We start from the raw sequence: 19,953 nt of genomic DNA on the forward strand, positions 1-19,953 counted from the left end.
TTCACGTTCACTTGCATCCTGCTATTAAGCAACGCCGTCTACTGACCTAATAAATAAGACAACCACGCCTGTTTCAAAGTGTTGTAAGAATACCGTTGCAAGTAAAACTGCTGAAGCTGAATCGGATCAATTTTTCCTTCCTGTAAGCGCTCGACCATAAGCTGAACCCCTGCAATAAATGCCTGCGGTTGCGGCGGCACTACCAACACATTCGGGTTATCAACGGCATAATCCGGAATACCACCGACACCATAGGCAACAAATGGAACACCGCACGCCATGGATTCCAATAACACCAGCGGTGCGCCTTCCGCACCAATTGTTGGCAGGAGCGTCAAATCATACTGGCTGAGCAAATCAACGTATGCTTGTCCGTCTGGATATCGTCCAAAACAACGAATGCGATCGCCTAATCCATGGGCTGCAATATAGTTTTGAATCAGAGCTTCTTCCGGTCCACTGCCATGAATATGCAACTCTCCCAGCCAATGTTTTAATGAATCCCACTGTTGGACTAACCAAAAAGCCTGTTTATGGGGGACTAAACGACTAAATAAAGCCGCTTTGACGGTTCCTGGTTGGATCGGTTTGACAACAGGTTGAGGTAAACGTGCGGTGACTTCCAACGGTTCTGGAATCGCTGGCAAACTGGCGATCGCCTGCGTCCAACCAAACGATCGGGCAAAGGTTTGAGCCACGATGGGTGATTGTCCGACCACTTCATCAAAGCCCCAGCGAGCTGCCCAGCGAGAATCACGCCAATCTCCAGCGACCCCGGACATGACTTCATGAAAAATCCGCCGAACCTGTTGACCCGCCAACAGTGGGGGCAAAAACAGATTCCATCCAGTTCCGGCTGCCAGGTAAATATCTGGATCAAACTGCCGAATCAGGGCTGTTATTTCAGAAAATCGCTGAAATTTCGATCGATGCCAACGATAGTTAGAACTGGAATAAGGAGCGCAACAGATGAATTGCGTGTTTCCCGTTTTGAACGGTTGCAGATCAGCTAATTCTTCAGGGGTAGGTGGCTGGTTACCTAAGGAAATCGCCAATGTGTCAATATTGGCTTCACCTAAGGCTTTGGCAAGCCATCTCAAATGACTTTGCACGCCCCCTTGCCCCAAAAGATATCCCGCAAGCACAATCCTCATAACAATTTACGCAAGAGCTTACTCTTTAATTTTTCAATTACAGCGCTTCGCGCTTGGATATGGTTAGATTTTTGGTTGTGTGCCGTGCGGAGCGCGGCACACAACCAAAAATCTGTGGCTTAAGCAATTGACCATGGTTGTAAGTTCTAAGTTTTTAATTAACTTCGTACTGCATTTCTTTCAATTGACGATCTGCAATCTTATGAAAAATAGAAACTTCTTGATCAGTCATCTTTTCATGCCACCGTCTCACACTTTCTGAGCTAATAGTTTGACTCAGCCGTTCATGTCCGCTCATGCCGTTAAACATACTATTAGCAGAGTAATATTTAGGGTCTAGTTGCTGTTCTAGAAAGTCTTCTCCTATAAAATCCATGACTTGTTTCATTACTGTCAGAGGATCTTGGACAAAAGATTCATATCTGACATCTATAATCTGCTGACTTTCTCCAATTTTCTGTCGGGCAATAATTGATTCTTTCCAAAGATTGGCAAATCGTTCTATAGGTTTATGAAAATGTGGAGGTAAGCGTTTATTAGAAACATAGCAATCTCGACCGTCTCGAATCATATGAATAAACTTTGCATTAGGAAAATGCTGAGTCAAAAATTTAAGCTGGAGAACATGGAAAGGCGTTTTCTCCAAAAAATACTTTCCACCATCACGTTGAATTACGAATTTTGAGACATTATCGTAAAAATCAACTAAATCTTTGGAATTCTTCAGCAACCATGACAATGGTTCAGTTGCAGGACCTCCAACGACTTGAAGGCGCTCATAGCTTTTGAGATTAAAGATATCTCTAGGAACAAAAAAGAAGGTTTCACTATTAATTCCCGATAATTGCGGATGAGAAAGCAATACTGAAAACATTAAAGTTGTTCCACTTCTGGGAGATCCAAGCACAAATATATGTGGCTCTGAAGAGATACCAGATCCATATCTCCAAGCCACATTCCTGATAACTTTAATAGGATTACATAAGCTAGTTAAGCGTCTGGGAAAATCAAATAGTACGAGATGACTCATAAACATTAAAAGGTTTGGGTTTGTAATTTCCAATAAGAAGCATATTTGCCATTCAATCGAAGCAGCTCATCATGCGTACCTTGCTCGATAATACATCCTTGATCAAGCACAATAATGCGATCTGCCTGATTGATAGTAGACAGACGATGAGCAATGATTAAAACTGCTCGTTGTTTTCGAATTTTCAGGATAGATTCTTGGACTAAATGTTCGGATTTGCTATCAAGAGCACTAGTTCCCTCGTCTATGATCAAAACTTCGGATTGACGCAAAATTGCCCTGGCTAACGCGATTCTCTGTCGTTGTCCTCCAGACAACTGGATTCCTAACTCTCCAATAATTGTGTTATATCCCTTTGGCAATTCCATAATAAATTCATGAGCATGAGCAAGTTTTGCTGCCTCCATGACTTCAGCATCAGAAATTCTTTTAGAGTCAAGTTGAATATTTGCAGAAATTGTGTCATTTAACAAAAAGACATCTTGACTAACAACGGCTACCGAATTCAGCCAACTACTAAGACTAAACTGATTTAAATCATTACCATCGACATAGATATAGCCTGAGGTTGGTTGATATAAACGCAGGAGCAAATCAGAAATGGAAGACTTACCGGCACCTGAACTTCCTACTAGAGCAACCACAGTATCCTTGGCTAGAGCAAAAGATACTGATTTTAGTGCATAGTTTTTTGATGTTGGATATTTAAGAGAAACATTATCCAGCAAAATTTCCTGTTCCAACCCAGGAAAAGTTTTTCCAGAACTTTGAATAAATTCTTTATCCTGTTCATTCAAAATTTCACCTAATCTACTAATAACCCCCAGACGACGAGCAATATCGGTTGTAGCAGAACTAAGTGTACTAAATCTACTCGAAAGTCTATTTAAGACAGCAATAAATGTGATTAGTTTGGGTAACGTCGAAGCATTTTCATTATCTAAGACAAAAAATCCAAGACACAAAAATAATCCTATTGCAATAATCATTAAGCTATTGGTTAAAGGATTAGCTATTCCCAAGATCCAACCAGATCTTTTATTTAAATCGACTATTTTATCAATAGAATGATTGATTTTCTCAACAAACTTGCGTTGAAGATCAAACGAATAAATAAGCCGTAAACCGTGAAAACTCTCGATGATTTCTTCACTCAATTCTGCTCTGGCGACACTGATCTTTTGTGAAATTCGACCCAGCCTAGAGATTAAAGCTTTATGAAAAATTGAAATTAGACTGAATAGAATGACTGCAACAACGGTTAAGGGTATAGAGATAAATAATAAAATAACACTATACGCAAGCATGCTCAAAACAGCTACTAGTAAAGCTCTGAGTCTTTCCGCTGACTCACTAATAAAAGGAGATTGTCCTGTAACAAAATCAGATAAATCTCCACATCTATAGCGACCAACACAAGACCAAGAAAAGCTCATAATTTTACGGTAAACCACCTTTTGAATATAGCTTTCTATATTATTGCCAAGATAAGTATTAGCGATGTTGCCTATGAGCAAAAAGCTACTACGAAGCAGTTGTAACAAAATTGCTAGACTAATCAATCCTAGAAAAAGATCACTTCGTTTCAGGCTGTCGAGATTAAATCCAATACCGAAGTTTGTTAAATGAAAATCCGTCTTTAATTCTGATATTGAGTTGCCATTTAAGACACTTAAAGCTAAGGCAATTAGCGCGAAAGTGACACCTTCAAACACCGCAGCTACTGAGCTGCTAAAGAAGCTAATTGATAATAACCTGCGATTTTGATATACAGATTTTAAAAGGAGTTTATGGGCTGGATTATGGATTTTTGGCAAGACATTCAAGTGATTTTTCTTAGATTGGAATAAGTTTTTGATTGTTGATGACAAGTCTGCCATGGTAGCACCTGAATACGTGATGAATTACTGTAGTTCAACCTGTAATAGAACAGGCAAGGCATCTTTGGTTTGGCTAAAAATTTGTTTAATACTTATTTCTTATCAGAGCAATATTTTGTTTAATAAAAATGCCTTGTTTGACTAGTGATTTTTAGGAAAGATCTCATTCAACTATCCCTATCTAAGGTCTGTTTTAAAGGTTATTTTTTTCGTGCGCGAAGCGCACGAAAAAAATAACCCTCTTAGCGAGTTTTAAAACACGCCCTAGTTATTACTGCATCTCCGTTGCCTGGGTTCTTCTTCTCATACATTGCTTTTAGGGCGCAATCAGGACAGGTGCGATCGCAGCGCATAGATAGATTGAATGGCGATCGCCTCTCCACATCAGCAATCTACCGTCCAAAAGCAGAGAATTTACGGATATGCGGTCTTTACATCTACGCCCATCCAGCCCACATTCTAAAAATATGCCTATCAGGGCAAGGGTAAACGCCCATTTAATATCAATAAATTCAGTGAAATTGCTGAGTTCTTCGACTTCACCCATTCGTGAAAATTAAGCTCGTTTGGTGCAGACATTAAAATTTTCCTGCCAGCAAACTTTTAGAGTTCAATATGTATTGGGTTGAGTTACAAATTTGTTGTGATCCTGGCGATAAATCCACTGGTATTTACTGGAACTAGAAGTACAATGACACCAGTCATCTAAACCAAATCCATTTGGGGAACCGTAGGTTCTCGCAGAGAACTCTAATGTCCCACCATGTAATCGAAACCTATCCGCAAATTTAATAAAACCGAGGATTTATTTCTGGCATCGCGGCGGTGCCACGCTGCCAAAAACAAACGTGCGGGTTTTAATTAATTTGCGATCAGATCTATGTCATCTATATTCAGGTTGGGCGAGGGTCGGGGTGCCAACGAGAGGAGAGCACAGCATGAGAAGCTATCAGTATCAAGATCGTCAAGACCATTCTCCAGTGCCACGCCGCAAAAATCCGATTATTCGGGTTTTTAGAACGCTGTCGTTGGTGGCAACGGGTGGAGTTGCATTGGCTGGATTATTTGTCGGCTTCGGCATCTGGCGAACCGGCGATCGCTTTCTATCCAGTCTCACTGCCGTATTTACAGCTCCCCAACCAGAGCCAAAGGTAGATGTTCGATCTATTGTTCTCCACCAAATCCGGGGAGCCAGCGAGCTAACCACTGCCGTTTTTGCTATGCAAGCCGTTGTTCCTGCCAGTCGCGATCGCACCGTAGGTGGCTATACCATTGGCAAAACTACCCTTTTATATATTGCCTATGGCGAAGTCCGCGCTGGGGTTAATCTTGCCGATCTAGAACCCGAAAATATCACCGTGATCGGAGACACCATTCAGATCCAACTGCCCCCACCCCAAATTCTAGATAGTAAAATCGATGTCAACCGCTCCAATGTGTATGATTACGATCGCGGCTTCCTGGGGTTAGGTCCAGACTCTGCCCCCGATCTACAATCTTTGGCACAACGAGAAACCCTGAAGCAAATTGTCCAGACCGCCTGCGATCAAGGGTTGCTTCAAGAAGCCAACGAACGTGCAGAGTTTGCCCTCACTCAACTGCTCAATACTGCTGGCTATAAAGAATTTTTGATTGACACACAGGCTCCGTCTGCGAGTGCTTGCGCGGCTCCTACAGGCGACGCTGCTCCCTTAAATGATGATAGTACGCTCTCAGTTCCGGCTTCCCCTAGTGTCACCGAAACACTTCCCGCACTGCCTGTTGAGGAAACGCTTCCCGGTCAAGGAACTTTTTAATCTCACAAGCGTCAACTGCCCAGGTATGTTTGTCCAAAATGTACCGCTTACGCTTTACTGAAAGCAAATTTTAGGATTAGACATCTCATTTCAGCGATAGCAATCACCGTAAAACTTAACACCCGTTGTTAGTTTGGTAACCCATAGTTATTTTTGTGAGAGTTGCTTGAAGTGTAGCTCTCCCAGAAATTCGGTGGGTTTTGTTTTCTTTCCAATAGCGTGTTGTATGAAGAATGGTTCGGGATCATGGATCTAAGAAACTCCATATTTTTCCGAGAGAGCGGCAGCTCCGCCGCCGCTTTCTCAGAAAAATTACAGGCTAATTCATCTCTGATCCTCAGCGTATTTCCGACCCTACAAACTCAATTAAGATTGCTATAAACTTTGGGAAATCTAATCTCACCCAATTCACTCAGAACAGATTGATTGTTTTTTGTGTGAAATTGGGAAGCCTAATTATTAAATTGCAATGAAGCCACTGGGGGAGATTTGTCATGGCAATAGATCCAGGAAATACTCGCGGGACTGCCAGAAAGGTCAGGGTAAAAGCAGCCCAATTTCGCTTTCGAAATTCAGTGGGTCCTGATGACAGAAATGACTATTTCACCTTTACACTGACCAAAAATATTAGTTTTAGGGCCAGCTTAAAGGGTTTGCGAGATAACGCAAACATGATCTTGTTTGGTCCTGGGACTCGGATTAGAGCTACGAAATCAGGACGAAAACCTGAACTCATCACGGGTGACTTGCGTCCAGGCAAATACTTTCTCCGTGTGTTTTATCCCAAGCGGACTGGCAGTGGCACCCCCTACACTCTCCTGCTTAAACAACTAGAAGTGTTGCCCGCCGACGAAGCTGGCAATACCCTGGGTACTGCCACAGCTTTGACAGGCAATAGTAAATCAGGTCGATTGGGTGATAAGTTCAACGGTGTTCTCGATACCAATGATTTTTACAGTTTCAATGTCAGTGCAGCCGATATTGACAGCACCCTAAGCCTGAACCTGACCGGGCTACAAGCCAACGCCAATCTCTCCCTCTACAAACCTGACGGCACCCTTCTCCTTACTTCTGCCAAAGCCGGTGTAAACCCGGAAAGTCTATCTCTCAAATTGACCGAAAGTGGAACTTATCGGGTGCAGATTGCGCTCATCGATACCACTAAGAAGACAACTTACAGCCTGACCAAGGCAATCACCCCCCCTGCGGATACGGGTGGTTCGTTCTTTGCCAACCCCAAAGCACTGCCTCAATGGGTACCCGCATCGAACACCTCCAGTAGTTTTAGTGAGCGGCTGGGCGATGTCTCAAACGGAGTAACCGATTCTGACGACTTCTATCAGTTTGTTGTCAACAGCACCGATGACAGTGGTGTCCTGAGTATCGATTTATCCGGGTTGTCAGCAGGGGTTCGTCTAGATCTCTATAAAACAACAGGTGGCGTAACCACGGTTAATACGTTTATTAACGTTGTTGCGACTTCATCCAATGGCTCACTGGATTACACCATTGATCAGACAACCAATGAAACCTATTACATCAAAGTCAGCCCGGTGACTCCTGGGCAACGCACTCGCTACACCATGACCACGTCTCTAGAGCCACCTGATAATGTGGGCAATAATCTGGTCGTGGTAACGGGTGACACAGATTCGGTTAAAGACAAAATTACGGTTACGGATCCGAGTGGGCTGATCACTGAGACTCGTTCAGATATCGTTACCGCCACAGATGTTGATGTCTTTAACTTTGAGATTGCAGCCGGTGAACAACAACGCTTTGTCAATTTTGCCTTAACCAATAACTCTGGGACAGGTAACGTTGGTTTACAGCTGTATAAAGATGTCGGTGGTGTCGCAACCCTATTAACGGCTCAGCCTCTGACTCAAATCGCAGGGACATTGGGCGAAGGTACTTACTTTATTAAAGTGTCTTCAACGGGTGGCACTAAAGTCGCGTATACCCTGAATGCGATCGCCAAAGATACGATCGCGATTCCTACACTAACCAAGGACATTGCACCAGGCGACGTCGATTCTAACCCGACCAACCTGACTGATATCGGTGGCGTTGCCTACTATGCTGCACAAGAATCGGGCGGCAACTTCTCGCTGTGGAAGAGCGATGGAACTTTAGATGGCACCATCGAACTGGGAACCTTTGGCAGTTCAGCCCCCTCTGACTTCGTTGCCACAGGTGGCAGCAATATCTTCTTTATTGTAGATAACAGTCTCTACAAGAGTAATGGAACGGTCGGTAACGCAAGCCAGGTAACGAGTACTGGTGTTAGCCTCAGTACCCTCGAAATTATTGACGCAGGCGATGCTCCGGGCTTAATTAGCATTGGTAATTTCTTGTATTTTGCGGCGGCAACAGCGGGTACGACCAATATCGGTTTGTATCGGATTAACACAGGCACTAACGTGGTTGAGGCTGTTCAAGCAGCTGGTGCGTATACCTTTACGAATCTCACCAAGGTCGGAAATGCCCTCTACTACTCGTCCAACATCGATCCCGATGCCGGGACTGAATTGTATCGGATTGATGATGGTACGGCTACAGGTACTATTACACCCACGCTCTTTAATCTCAGCAGTGCGAATATTGGAGATGCTTCTGATCCTTCCCAGTTTACAGTTGCAGATGCTGATACCCTTTACTTTGTTGCTACTGGAAATTCTGGAGCAGAGAAGGTTTGGTGGATCAACAATACAGACGCTCCCGGCATAACAGAGGCAAGTAACTCTATTACTTTCACAGGAGAAACCTTTGCTTCTCAAATCGCTGATTTGACTTACGTTTCTGATTCTGTGTCTGGGGTAGATGCACTGTATTTTGTTGCACAAAGAAACCCGGGTGGCAGTGAGTTGGATAAAGAACTGTTTAAGTACGACACTGCTTCCGACCCAACGGTAAGTTCTGGTACGGCAACTGTGGTTGAGGTCAGTGATGGCACTTACGACGATAACGGAACAACTCGCTTTTTATCTTCTAACCCGACAAACCTGGTCGCGGAAGGTGGGGTGTTGTACTTTACAGCCAGCGACCTTGCCGATGGCGTGAACCCTAACGATCCAACAGTTATCAACAATGTGGAACTGTTTAAGTTAGAAGACAGTGGTACATTGACCAAGTTGTCAACTGAAACGGATGATGTGCCTAGCTTTGATAACTTGATAGGGGTGGGTGGCAAGTTGTTCTTTACCCTGGGTACGGGTGTGAACACGCAACTCTGGATCACTAACGATGCAGGTACGGGCATTGAACAAAAAACGGGCTTTGATTTAGTCCAAAACCCAACGAAGCTGACGGAAATTGGGGCACGACTCTTCTTTGTTGCCTCTGATCAAGATCCCGATACGCCAGACACAGGTGCAGAAGTTTGGGCAGTAGATCCTTAAGCGTTGCAATGCGTCCTACAATCTGAAATTAAGCGACATGGGTTGTGCTTGCACAGCCCATTTTTGTCTGTAGCACGGCGATGCGGATTTGATAACGGTTTTTGCACAAATCCTGTCTTTAACAACCATGACATCCATCTAAAATTTTATGTTTACTGAATCAGATCTGACCGAATCGCTGGTTATGCTCACAATTATTAGTGAAGAGGTGTTGAAAGATAGCATTTTAGGGTTGCTAAAAAATTTAAAGGTACGCGGCTATACCATGAAGCGCGTTGCCGCAGAAGACCGATATGGTCAAATCATGGGATCTGCCGCAGGTGATGACAGCAATGTTGAGATCAAAACATTTGTATCCCGAGAAATTTCAGATGTAGTGCTACATACGCTAAAAAAGCATCGCGGCGAACACTCGCTCATTGCCTATCGGCAAGAGGTTGAGGTTTTAACAGACTAAAATCTTAGTGGAATAATAATTTTAGATTATGGTTAATGGGCTGGAAACGTTTGCTCAGCAAACGTTTCCAGCCCATTAACCATAAATTTGAACTTCAACCACAGAAATGCTTATAGTATCGGCAGTTTTTTTCTATGCCAGGTTCTGCTTCTAGCACGAATGCTCAGCAAGATGCCTCATATAATAATTGAAGAGAGTGCAACAAAAATTTGGAAAGTTGCCAATCAGATAGTAGTATCTGTTCTGTCACCAGGTTATCCGGTGCTCAGCCCGGTTCACCATTAACTACTTGAAAGCGATCGGCTAAGCGCTATCCGCGAACTAGGAGAGAGTTCATTTATGGCAATGCTCGAGACCAAAACCGAACCCATGGTCATTAACATGGGTCCTCACCATCCATCCATGCACGGGGTGTTGCGGTTGATTGTTACGCTCGACGGCGAAGATGTGGTGGATTGTGAGCCGGTGATTGGCTATTTACACCGGGGCATGGAAAAAATTGCTGAAAATCGCACCAACATTATGTACGTTCCCTATGTCAGCCGCTGGGACTACGCGGCAGGCATGTTTAATGAAGCAGTGACAGTCAATGCTCCGGAAAAGCTGGCAGATATTGCGGTTCCCAAGCGTGCCAGTTACATTCGCGTCATCATGTTGGAACTCAATCGGATTGCGAACCATTTGCTCTGGTTAGGTCCCTTTTTGGCAGATGTGGGCGCTCAGACTCCATTCTTCTATATTTTCCGCGAGCGCGAACTGATCTATGACCTCTGGGAAGCTGCCACAGGTTACCGGATGGTTAACAATAACTATTTCCGCATTGGTGGCGTTGCCGCTGACCTCCCCTATGGCTGGATTGATAAGTGCGAAGACTTTTGCGCCTATTTCTTGCCGAAGGTTGACGAGTATGAACGGCTGATTACCAATAACCCAATTTTCCGTCGTCGGGTTGAAGGAATTGGCACGATTACCCGCGAGCAAGCCATTAATTGGGGTTTATCGGGACCAATGCTACGGGCGTCTGGAGTGAAATGGGACTTGCGGAAAGTTGACCATTACGAATGCTATGACGACTTTGACTGGGATGTGCAATGGGAAACAGCCGGAGATTGCTTTGCCCGCTATCTAGTACGCATTCGTGAGATGCGAGAGTCGGTGAAGATCATTCGTCAAGCCATTAAAGGCTTACCTGGTGGACCTTACGAAAATTTGGAAGCGAAGCGGATGTCTTCGGGTCCTAAATCGGAGTGGAACAGTTTTGATTACCAGTTTATTGGTAAGAAAATCGCCCCAACCTTCAAAATTCCTAAGGGCGAACATTATGTGCGGGTGGAAAGCGGCAAAGGTGAACTGGGTATCTATATCATTGGGGATGATACGGTGTTCCCGTGGCGTTGGAAGATTAGAGCGGCTGATTTCAACAATCTTCAGATCCTGCCTCACATTCTCAAAGGCATGAAGGTGGCAGACTTAATCGCCATCTTGGGTAGCATCGACATTATTATGGGTTCGGTCGATCGCTAGACAATACCCGCAATAAGAGTCATGGCTTAATCCGCCACTAAATTTGATGTGGGTGCTGCACGAAGCGCAGCACCCACATCAAATTTATAGCTCAAATCAGCACCTGTTTAAGTACAATCTGACGTTGACCCTAGTCCCCCTAACGTGTGCAATGGTTTCTCATCACTCTTCTGTGAATTCTCGCTCTTTGCCAGAAACAGAATTTTATACCTGGCGGCGCTATCGCTGTGCCTACGAAGTCTGGCAGAACAATGGTGCTGCTGATTTGCCACCGTTAGTGCTCCTGCATCCGATTGGGGTGGGGTTATCTCGACGATTTTGGCATCGGTTTTGTCTGACCTGGTTGCAGTCTGGGCAACATCATCCCATCTACAGCCCTGATCTATTGGGCTGCGGTGAAAGTGCCATGCCCCATGTGGCATATCATCCCATTGACTGGGCAATGCAACTTCAGTATTTCTTGCAAACGGTGGTGCAAAGACCTGCCATTCTTGTAGTGCAAGGTGCCTTGCTGCCAGTGGCGATCGCCCTGACGCAATTGCAAACTACACCCAATCTGGTCAAAGGCTTGGTGTTATCGGGTCCCCCTGCCTGGGCGGTGATGACCCAGGCAACCTCGGTATCGCAACAAAAATTGAGTTGGAATCTATTTGATTCTTTACTGGGGCAGGGGTTTTATCGTTATGCCCGGCGGCGGCAGTTTTTGCAGTCTTTTTCTGCCAAACAACTGTTTACAGACCCAGCCCATATTGATGCCGAATGGCTGGATATGCTGGTTGCCGGGTCACAAGACCCTGCCAGCCGTCATGCGGTTTTTTCATTTTTAGCTGGCTTTTGGCGACAAAATTACGAACAGGCGATCGCCCAGATGACTCAACCGACTCTGGTTGTGATTGGCGATCAAGCGTCTAGCATCAGCCGTTCGGGGTTATCCGAAACTCCCGATCAACGGATGGCAGACTATCTCAAATACCTGCCCCGGGGTGACGGAATCAAGATGGTCGGTCGAAATGTCATGCCCTACGAAGAAACACAGCCCTTTGTCGAGGCGATCGCTCCTTTTATTCAGGCTCTATGAACGCAAATTCTAAGATTCGGTGTGGCTGGGTTAAGCATGATCCTTTAGACATGACCTATCACGATACGGAGTGGGGTGTGCCGCTGCATGACGATCGCAAGTTATTTGAATTCCTGATTTTAGAAGGTGCGCAAGCGGGTTTGAGTTGGAGCACAGTGCTGAAAAAACGCGACTGTTATCGCCAGGTCTTTGATCAATTTGATGCAGCCAAAATCGCACACTATGGCGATCGCAACGTGGAAGAACTGCTACAAAATTCTGGGATTATTCGCAACAAACTCAAAGTTAAATCAGCAATTTTGAATGCTCAAAGATTCTTAGCCGTGCAGGCAGAATTTGGTAGTTTTGATCGCTATATCTGGCAATTTGTAGACGGTCAACCCCTGCAAAATCATTGGGAATCATTACAAGACATTCCAGCAACCACCAAAGAATCGGATGCGATGAGTAAAGACTTAAAAAAACGTGGGTTTAAGTTTGTCGGCTCCACCATTTGCTATGCCTTTATGCAAGCGGTTGGCATGGTTAATGACCACACGGTGGATTGCTTTCGATATGCGGAATTGTTACCGCAGACATAAGAATTTGGAGGTTGCAGTCTAGCTACAACCTCCAAATCATGCCGATATAGATTACAAATATAGCGCTGTGCAGGTTGATTCAGTACGGTGTTGTGGGGCGCTCCGCGCCCCACAACACCGTTTCTGTACTTAACGAACTTGCACACCGCTATATAGTTCTACGCAATCTAGTTAGGACATCAGGGGGTGGGGGCACCGCCCCCACGCAGGGGTTTCACCCCTGCACCCCGTCCTAACCCTAATGCGTACCGCTATACAAATAGCCGTGAGAGAGCCGCGCGGAGCGCGGCTCTCTCACGACTACTTCACGTTATTATCGAGCCATATTAACGATGATTCCCGATGCGGTTGGCGAAGAATCACCCAGTTCAATCTTGACAGGATGAGCCTTCCAGATCTCCTTACAATATTGCCAAATTGTGCGATCGGAGGAGAATTTACCCATACGGGCAACATTCAAGATCGACATCCGCGTCCAGTGATCTTGATCCAGATAGGCCTGGCTTACTTGCTCCTGGCAATCAATATAAAACTGATAGTCTGCCAGCAGCATGTATTCGTCCTGATGCATCAGAGAATCGACAATGGACTTGAACAACGATGGATCTCTGGGATAGAAGTAGCCAGAGGCAATGCTGTCGATGACATTGCGCAATTCTGCATTGTTTTCGTAATAGTGCCAGGGATGATAGCCATGGGCTTTCATCATCATCACATCTTGAGCCGTCAGCCCAAACAAGAAGAAGTTTTCTGCACCGACCTCTTCCCGGATTTCTACGTTGGCACCATCTAGCGTCCCGATAGTCAGCGCACCGTTGAGGGCAAATTTCATGTTGCCTGTCCCCGATGCTTCTTTGCCAGCCGTGGAAATCTGCTCAGACAAATCGGCAGCCGGATAGACCAGTTCTCCCAACGACACGTTGTAGTTCGACAGAAATATGACTTTCAATCGCCCATTTACGTCGGGATCATGGTTCACCATATCCGCAACTGAGTTGATTAGTTTAATAAACATCTTTGCCATAAAGTAGCCAGGGGCTGCTTTGCCACCAAAGATGAAGGTGCGCGGCAGTACGCTAATGCCGGGATTGGCTTTGATGCGGTTATACAACGTAATGATGTGCATGACATTCAAGAGCTGGCGCTTGTACTCATGAATGCGTTTGACTTGCACATCAAACAAAGAATTGACATCCACTTCAATGCCATTGCTGCGCAGAATGTAATCTGCCATGTCTTGCTTAGTGGCTTGTTTGATCTGCCGCCAGCGATGTTGGAAATCGGCATCGTTGATAAAGGCTTCTAGATTTCTCAGCTCGTCTAGATTTGTGATCCAGCGATCGCCAATTTTTTCGGTGATCAGATTGGAGAGCCGTGGGTTGCTCATCAACAACCAGCGCCGTGGTGTGATCCCGTTGGTTTTGTTTTGAAACTTTTCGGGATACATTTCATAGAAATCGCGCATCAACTCTTGTTTGATCAACTCCGTGTGGAGTTCTGCCACCCCATTGACGGTATGACTGCCCACACAAGCCAGATGCGCCATCCGGACTTGTTTGTCGTCGCTCTCTTCGATCAATGACATCCGCCCCAACTTGGCTTCGTCATTGGGATATTTCAACCGAATTTCGCTAAGAAAACGGTAGTTGATCTCGTAGATGATCTCTAGATGGCGGGGCAGCAGTTTGCCAAACAAGCCGACCGACCAGCGCTCCAGGGCTTCAGACAAGAGCGTGTGGTTGGTATAGGCAAAGGTACGCTGGGTTACATCCCAGGCTTCTTCCCATTCCAATTGATGCTCATCCAACAACAGCCGCATCAGTTCGGCGATCGCCACGGCGGGGTGGGTGTCATTGAGCTGGATTGCTGCTTTTTCGGGGAACGCCTCAAACGTATCGTGCTGACGCAGATAGAGGCGAATAATATCTTGTAACGAACACGACACAAAGAAATATTGCTGTTGCAGCCGCAGTTCTTTCCCCTGGGGTGTCTGGTCATTGGGGTAGAGAACTTTAGAAATATTTTCGGAGAAGGTTTTATTAGAGACTGCCTGGGTATATTCTCCCGCGTTGAACACCTGGAAGTTGAAATCTTCGCCCGCTCTGGCACTCCAAAGCCGCAGCGTATTGACGGTGTTGTTTTTGTATCCCGGCACAGGCGTATCGTAGGGCGTCCCGTAAACGGTGGTACGGGGCAACCAGTGCACCCGATAATGCCCCTTCTCATCGATTACAGCTTCGGTGTGCCCACCCAGCTTAACTTCGACCATATAATCAGGTCGAGCAATTTCCCAGGGATTGCCAAACCGCAGCCAGTTGTCGGGATGCTCGTGCTGCCAACCATCGGCAATGAGCTGATCAAAAATGCCAAACTCATAACGAATGCCGTACCCCACCGCCGGGATTTCTAATGTCGATAGAGAATCCATAAAGCAGGCAGCCAGTCGTCCTAAGCCACCATTGCCTAAACCGGGTTCTTCTTCACGTTCTAATAATTCTTCCAGGCTCAACCCTGATTCTTTAAGTGCCTGCTGGATCGGCTCATAAATACCCAGGTTGACTAAGTTGTTGACCAGAAGGCGACCAATCAGAAATTCTGCCGACAGGTAGTACACCATTTTGGTGTCTTGTTTGAAATACGTCTGGGCTGTCTTAATGCGTCGATGGATCAGGCGATCGCGCACCGTATAAGCCAGCGCCATGTAGTAGTCGTAGAGCGTTGCAAAGGTTTCGTCTTTACCCTGAATGTAATAGAGATTGTCAGCAAAAGCCCGTTTCAGCGTGGCGAAAGAAATCCCGGTGCGATCGTCCTCAATGTGCATAAACTATCTCATTCTGATGGCTAGGGCTATTTTAGTAGCATGATGCAACTACCAAAATATCGATAAACTAATCTACGAACCGTACATCTGCTTGCGTCTGCAAAATCGTACTTAAAAATACATCATTAAAGGCTTTAGAGAAATTTAAGAAATCAGGTCAAGAAATAGGCTGGGATCGCTTAGTTTTGTCGATCGGCTAGCCAATACCCCAACAGGATACCTGTAAAACTCGCAATCAGATCGATCGGATCGAGTGAACGATTGGGCGAGAGAAATTGCATCAGCTCTTCTGACACTGTAAACAGCCCAAAAAGAACCGGAAAAAGCGGCAGTCTTAACCTATTTAGGTGAATATGCCGTCGATTTAGGACGCGGTGCCCTAAATAGCTAGCGATGCTGTAAAGCACGACGTGACCAATTTTGTCGTAATAAGGAATTTGGTTGAGTTGTCGTGGCAGATTGCCAGTATAAGCCAAGATGAGGATCACTAGAAAAGTTGTGGCATAAAAAACAGCGATCGCCCGCCATCCCCAGGTCTTTAAATTTAAGTTAGCAATTTTCATGTGAGATAAAGTCTCCGACTATTTAAGAGTGTCTTATCTCTCTGTCAGCTAAAAAATAGATTTTTTTGGGCTTTATAAGAGCTAATTTATGAAGCAAATCTTAAGTGTTGAGATGAAGACTATAGCTTGATCCCCCCTGCCGTTACCCTACGGGAATCGAAATCTTTGTTTACAAATCAGCTCTCACCCTTATCTCTTTTTGAATATCACTGTTGCGAACCCTTAACTTGAAGACAGCATAGCCGATTCCAGGGATTTGATCTCCCGGCAAGTCGCCTTGTTCGAGTTGTTCAATAACAGGTTGAACATCATCTCGAATGTTGCGATATTTTTTAGCAAGTGTGCGGAGATTTCGATTAAAGGTGGGCGAAGCCGCAACTTGAATAATCGGCTGATCAGTCATTTTCTAGACTTTCCCAAAGTTGCGCCACGGGAATAGTTTGTCCTGTCATTGCTTCATGCCAAGCTTGTTTGAAATCTGCTAATACTTCCGCATTTGAAATATTTCCGTGGTCTGCTACTTCTGGAATTAAAACAATGACTTCTACACGGCTATTTCTATCGGTAATGAGAGGGTGATCTAAGGTGAGTTGTCCCTACTCATCGATTGTTCCCATTACTTTCAGTGCTTTCATTGTTACTCCTATATGGTTTTAGGGGTTGTTTTTAAGAATGCTTCCTAATGCTTCTAATTGCTGATTAATCCAAATCGTTGCTGTCGCTTCATCGGCTTCGATCGCTCGTTTTACTGCTGTTTTAGCAATTTCCAGCAGTTTCTTGAATGATTAATTAGGATGGGGTGCAGGGGTTTCACCCCTGCACCCCATCCTAACCAGACCTTTGACTGCTATATTTCTCGCCAAAAGAATTGAAGTGCCTTACCCCACCAACAGCCTCATAGCGACTTGATTCTGACTACTAACAGATACGCTCTAAAGAGATTTCTGCTCAAGAAAATACCTGAATTCCCGCGTTTCGACTTCGCTCAACGCTCGGAGTTTGCGGGCTGAGCGAAGTCGAAGCCCAGATCAAACGGTAGATTTATTCCTAGAAATCTACTAAGAATTGCCACTCAAGACTTGCGGCATACTTCTTCTTAATTAGACGCTGTACCGTCGGCTCTAGCCGCAAGCGCGATCGGATCGACTGCTGCCCAGCCATTGGAGGTCATCTGCTGTACCTCAAAGTGAAGATGGGGCCCTGTCGAGTTGCCAGTACTGCCGACCCAGCCAATGACTGTGCCTCTCTCTACCCAGGTTCCGGGCTGGACTGCAATATTAGACAGATGGGCGTAGAGGTTCCGACGAGCCGCCTGACCATTTTCGATCACTACCGCTAACCCATAGCCTCCCATGCGATTGGCAACTACCACTTGGCCGGCATCCGATGCCAATACGGGGGTTCCATACGGAGCACCAAAGTCGATGCCATCATGGAAACGGCGATCGCCTGTAATTGGGTGAATCCGCCAACCAAAGGCTGAGGTAATCGACGCAGGAATAGGCAGTGGGAAAGCCATCCCCAGTTTATTTAATTGCTCTGACAGGGCTGACTGGACGTTGTTATAGATCAGGCTCAAGGTGCCCAGCCCAGAGTCGCAGTCAACATTTTGAGACGGATTCACGGCAGGTAACGCGGCAACTTTCACATCAGATTGCCAGTTTTTAGCAGAAACGCCTTTGCCTAATTTGCCGTTGTTAGCTGGAGTTGGCTCTAAATCACCAACCACGTCCTGACCAACCGTTAGGATTAAAGGGCTACCCAACGATTGCAGTTGGTCGGGAACAGTGGCGATCGCCGGAGTATCTGTGACATCCGCAGTCTCAAAGGGTAAGGGTTGCGGTGGAGTCAGGCTGGGAGGTTGAGCACCCAGGCGATCGCCTTGAGGGTTCTGATCTGGCGTGGGTGGTACGTTCCTGCCTGTTGGTGATGGGGGTTGAATGGTGGGAGGTTGGTCTAACGTGGCAGTTTTACTATCTGGTTTCATCCACCAACCGAATGCTGCCTGAATAGCCGGGGGAATGGTAGGCTGAAGCATCTGATCGGTTTCGTCTAATAGTTCAAAGAAAGCAGAACCGACCATACGGCGAACTTTCAGATTGACCGAGCCATTAACCGAACCCTGTACCGGGAGTTGTTCGGTGGCGGACTGAGCGATCGATTGAGGGGGTGTCGCTGGTTTCGTTGGAGCTAAGGGCTGCCCCCATTCAATTTGCCCGGTTGCCAGCTCAAAATCTTTGAAGGTGGGTGGCAAAGATGCCAGATCAGTAACCGCAGGACGCTCGATCAGTTGCCCCTGGCTCAGCTCCGTTGCTAGCTTGAGTACGGCAGTTTTGTCGAGGGCGGGTTGGGCAACGGCTGAATTGGGATCGTTACAGAGTTGCCCCGAATAGTTGATCGGTCGATAGTTTTGAGGAAAGTTACTATTTCTAGGGCTGGTGATGGGGGTCACCGTCAGCGGTTGGGCGGTGGCGATCGCCTGTGTTTCTGCTGTTGGTATTGGACTGGGGTGTTGTGCCTGAATTTCAGCAATTTTGGCAAGGGTTGCGGTCTGAATGTCGGTGGGCAATGCTGGATGCTGAGCCGTCAACCGTGCCTGATCAAAATCACCTGCCGTTGCATAGGCGATCGCCGCCGCCACTAAATTTTCTCGGAGTTCTGCTTCTTTGGCGGGTCTATCTCGTTCGACCATGGCAGCTAGCTTTTTGGCTAAGAGCTGCCTCACCGTTTCAACGGTATCTACGCTTGCGATCGCATCTAATGCCGGTTGAGGAGTCTCCGAAATTGTAGCTTCACCGCTTGTATCCAGTTCTGGCGCTGCCTGGGGTGCAGGACTGTCGGTGGGTAGCACCGTTTCAGGCAACTCAGATTTGATGGACTCTGGCAAGGTCAGAGTGCGTTCGGGAAGCGCAAACGTTTCCGGTGGTGCAATTAATTCCTGAGATGGGGCGGGCGGTACGCTTTCCTGCTCAGGGGAAGGATTGACTTCTACAGCTTGAGCTTGAGAAAGTTCTGGGTTGGTAGTTCCTGGAGCAGGTAAAGCATAGGCTTCGAGCACAGTAGAGGTCATCACAGCGGTAGTGAGACATTGCCCGATGGGTCTAAGGAATTGCTTCATTTCAAACCAGACAACAATAGAGTAAGGGGCAGGTTAAGCAGGCTCTCAAACGGCTCGTTCTGGTCGATGCCAACAAATAACCAGGTACACCATAACACTGTGCGGCTATAGTTTAGCTGCAAGAATGCAGAACCGTCTATAGTTCTATAGTCTCGGCATTAACCTGATATGAACCTGTGATGACGTGCGTGTGTAGTGCAACCAGGCATTGCTGATTGTGGGGATGATGAGTTGAACAGCAGCGCTCTGCCGATCGTTTTAATCCATCACCCTCCGGGGTCTGAGCACGTAGCGCTCCAAGCGTGGTTCGTCTAATCCGCTATTCGTCTAATCCGCCATCTACCGCATTACATCCGGATGGTTCAGTAATGGATAGTGAGATTCATGTAATGTTTTTTGGGGACTGCCTGGTAATTTACTGGGCGTTGCTGATTAGAGCTATGAAAGACGAATATAACCTTCCTCAATGATTCTCAAATCTTAAAAATGTTCCTGTCCCGGCAAGTACCGTTCACGCCGCACCCTTTGAACACCTGAGATTTAATAAAAT

At 46.0% G+C, this 19,953-nt stretch carries 13 protein-coding genes and 2 pseudogenes; 6 read left to right on the forward strand and 9 right to left on the reverse strand.

The features are described from left to right. Positions 1-38: 38 nt before the first annotated feature. The 4 genes from ACR6Z4_RS11120 to ACR6Z4_RS11135 form a co-directional block, all read right to left on the reverse strand. A complete protein-coding gene (locus ACR6Z4_RS11120) occupies positions 39-1,154 on the reverse strand; it encodes a glycosyltransferase family 4 protein (RefSeq protein ID WP_479717335.1) in 1,116 nt (371 codons plus the stop codon). A 154-nt stretch (positions 1,155-1,308) separates the two neighbouring features. Continuing rightward, entirely contained in the window at positions 1,309-2,184 is an 876-nt protein-coding gene (locus ACR6Z4_RS11125; protein WP_479717336.1) for a sulfotransferase family protein, read from the reverse strand. A gap of 5 nt (positions 2,185-2,189) precedes the next feature. Further along, positions 2,190-4,064, reverse strand: a complete 1,875-nt coding sequence (locus ACR6Z4_RS11130) for an ABC transporter ATP-binding protein (protein WP_479717337.1) — start codon at positions 4,062-4,064, stop codon at positions 2,190-2,192. A 316-nt stretch (positions 4,065-4,380) separates the two neighbouring features. Next, the gene (locus tag ACR6Z4_RS11135) at positions 4,381-4,611 is read right to left on the reverse strand and encodes a hypothetical protein (protein ID WP_479717338.1); all 231 of its coding nucleotides are present in this window, start codon (positions 4,609-4,611) and stop codon (positions 4,381-4,383) included. Positions 4,612-5,002: 391 nt separating this feature from the next. On the opposite strand from ACR6Z4_RS11135, the gene ACR6Z4_RS11140 reads away from it, so the two are divergent. The 6 genes from ACR6Z4_RS11140 (at position 5,003) to ACR6Z4_RS11165 (ending at position 12,901) form a co-directional block, all read left to right on the forward strand. Beyond that, on the forward strand, positions 5,003-5,860 hold the full coding sequence (locus ACR6Z4_RS11140) for a DUF4230 domain-containing protein (protein WP_479717339.1): 858 nt from the start codon (positions 5,003-5,005) through the stop codon (positions 5,858-5,860). A 494-nt stretch (positions 5,861-6,354) separates the two neighbouring features. Then, complete coding sequence (locus ACR6Z4_RS11145; RefSeq protein WP_479717340.1) at positions 6,355-9,261, forward strand: pre-peptidase C-terminal domain-containing protein; 2,907 nt, start codon at positions 6,355-6,357, stop codon at positions 9,259-9,261. 148 nt (positions 9,262-9,409) lie between these two features. After that, positions 9,410-9,718 (forward strand): P-II family nitrogen regulator, encoded by a 309-nt coding sequence (locus ACR6Z4_RS11150; RefSeq protein ID WP_479717341.1) that lies wholly within the window; start codon positions 9,410-9,412, stop codon positions 9,716-9,718. A 339-nt stretch (positions 9,719-10,057) separates the two neighbouring features. Next, positions 10,058-11,242, forward strand: a complete 1,185-nt coding sequence (locus ACR6Z4_RS11155; RefSeq protein WP_479717342.1) for an NAD(P)H-quinone oxidoreductase subunit H — start codon at positions 10,058-10,060, stop codon at positions 11,240-11,242. A 151-nt stretch (positions 11,243-11,393) separates the two neighbouring features. Further along, on the forward strand, positions 11,394-12,320 hold the full coding sequence (locus tag ACR6Z4_RS11160) for an alpha/beta fold hydrolase (RefSeq protein WP_479717343.1): 927 nt from the start codon (positions 11,394-11,396) through the stop codon (positions 12,318-12,320). Continuing rightward, positions 12,317-12,901, forward strand: coding sequence for a DNA-3-methyladenine glycosylase I (locus ACR6Z4_RS11165; RefSeq protein ID WP_479717344.1), 585 nt, complete (start codon positions 12,317-12,319; stop codon positions 12,899-12,901). Before ACR6Z4_RS11160 ends, ACR6Z4_RS11165 begins: the two co-directional genes overlap by 4 nt. A gap of 313 nt (positions 12,902-13,214) precedes the next feature. On the opposite strand, the gene ACR6Z4_RS11170 is transcribed toward ACR6Z4_RS11165, so the two are convergent. The 5 genes and pseudogenes from ACR6Z4_RS11170 to ACR6Z4_RS11190 all read right to left on the reverse strand — a co-directional run bounded on the left by ACR6Z4_RS11170 (position 13,215) and on the right by ACR6Z4_RS11190 (position 19,403). Then, the gene (locus tag ACR6Z4_RS11170) at positions 13,215-15,722 is read right to left on the reverse strand and encodes a glycogen/starch/alpha-glucan phosphorylase (RefSeq protein ID WP_479717345.1); all 2,508 of its coding nucleotides are present in this window, start codon (positions 15,720-15,722) and stop codon (positions 13,215-13,217) included. 179 nt (positions 15,723-15,901) lie between these two features. Next, positions 15,902-16,285 (reverse strand): VanZ family protein, encoded by a 384-nt coding sequence (locus ACR6Z4_RS11175; protein ID WP_479717346.1) that lies wholly within the window; start codon positions 16,283-16,285, stop codon positions 15,902-15,904. A 196-nt stretch (positions 16,286-16,481) separates the two neighbouring features. Further along, positions 16,482-16,688: pseudogene (locus ACR6Z4_RS11180) on the reverse strand (type II toxin-antitoxin system RelE/ParE family toxin); the annotation flags it as partial. Beyond that, positions 16,681-16,920 (reverse strand): annotated as a pseudogene (locus ACR6Z4_RS11185) (type II toxin-antitoxin system RelN family antitoxin). The pseudogenes ACR6Z4_RS11180 and ACR6Z4_RS11185, both read right to left, overlap by 8 nt. 461 nt (positions 16,921-17,381) lie before the next feature. Continuing rightward, positions 17,382-19,403 (reverse strand): M23 family metallopeptidase, encoded by a 2,022-nt coding sequence (locus ACR6Z4_RS11190; RefSeq protein WP_479717347.1) that lies wholly within the window; start codon positions 19,401-19,403, stop codon positions 17,382-17,384. Positions 19,404-19,953: the final 550 nt, after the last annotated feature.

The sequence above is a fragment of the Calyptranema fuscum S582 genome (assembly GCF_055793305.1).